Here is a 1,554-nt window from a genome sequence, read left to right on the forward strand (position 1 = left end):
CTTATGTTGATATCTCTACCATCATTTTTAACTAAAGATAATCTTCCATAGTTTTCTTTTTGACTAGCTAAGATACCTGAACTTACTCCTATATCGCCCGTTATTTTGATACCTCGTCCATCTCTTGAAGTAAGAACTAGTTTTCCATTTTCATCTCTAGAAGCTTCAACCCCGGTTGTATCTTTTACAGAATTGATCGCAGCTACTAATTGACCGTTTTCATCACCATCTTTATAATTAATTTGACCTATAGTTACACCATTGATCGCAAAATCATCAGATGTTTTTCCTGCTTTGATTTCATAAGCTCCTACTGTTTTTACATCAAAAGTAGCTCTAACTCCTGTTTTATCAGAACTTCTATTAATCTCTTCAGCCAAGGCTCCAAGACCTGTTCCAACTGAAGTTGATATAACGATACTTTGAAATTTAAAATCTTCAACGCCGTTATAATTTTTTATAACCATACTCACAACACCTTCACTCATACTTTGCGAACCAGTTTCAAATCTTGTCACACCGATCTTTGAAGACTGAGTAGGACCTATGCTTGCTTTTATGGTTTGATTTGAACTTGAACCGATTTGAAATTCTTGATTGGTAAAATTTCCACTTAAGAGTTGTTTGCCATTAAAGGCTGTAGTATTAGCGATATTGTCAAGTTCTTCCATCAAACGGTTAATATCTGCTTGAAGCATAGTTCTTGTTTTTAAGCTTTGTCCATCTTGAGCCGCTTGAGTTGCTTTTGTTTTAATGGTATCTAAGATCTTAAGTTGCTCATCCATTGCTTTATCGGCAGTTTGTAAGATACCTATGGCATCGTTACCATTGTTGATCGCTTGACCTAAAGTCGCTGCTTGTGAACGCAAAGAATCTGCAATAGCCATCCCTGAAGCATCATCTGCTGCTGAGTTAATCCTAAGACCTGAACTAAGTCTACTTAAAGACTTATCAAGCTCGTTAGAATTAACCACCGAATTTGCGTGTGCGTTTAAAGCACCTATATTGGTGTTTATTCTAAAACCCATTTTAAATCCTTTCAAAATATTGCATCAAAAGGATATAAGCAAGAAGTGTTCCAACTTTTTATAATAAATGAAATATTTAAAATTTTAAAGAAATAAAAAATCTAAGCCCAAAGTTAGGCTTAGATCGGATTTCTATTGAAGCAGTCTCAATACATTTTGTTGGCTAGCATTTGCTTGCGCCATAGCGTAAGATCCGCTTTGAGCTAGGATATTTGCTTTAGAGTAGTTTGCGCTCTCACTTGCAAAGTCCACATCTCTGATTTGTGATTCAGCTGATTTAACATTCACTTGAGTTACGGTGATGTTATTGATCGTTGATGTGATTTGATTTTGTACTGAACCAATATCTGCTCTGATTTGATCAAGATTATTAATCGCAGTTTCAGCGATATCCATCACGGCCATAGCCCCTTTAAGTGTAGTAACCCCTGAAGTTTCATTCACAACCCCAGCATCATTTCCTGCTGATACTTTAAAAGTAGCAAATTGAGAATTTCCAGAACCAGCTGAAAAACCTGAACCAGAA

General features: G+C 36.0%; 2 protein-coding genes. Both read right to left on the reverse strand.

Features of this window, described 5'->3' with window-relative positions; translation table 11 throughout:
• A partial coding sequence (locus H2277_RS08920) for a flagellin hook IN motif-containing protein (RefSeq protein ID WP_337201955.1) occupies nt 1–1,028 on the reverse strand: 1,028 nt, incomplete at its 3' end.
• A 132-nt stretch (nt 1,029–1,160) separates the two neighbouring features.
• On the reverse strand, nt 1,161–1,554 hold a 394-nt coding region (locus H2277_RS08925; RefSeq protein ID WP_337201956.1), incomplete at its 5' end, for a flagellin.

This window comes from Campylobacter sp. W0014 (assembly GCF_020135975.1).
Taxonomy (GTDB): Bacteria; Campylobacterota; Campylobacteria; order Campylobacterales; family Campylobacteraceae; genus Campylobacter_D.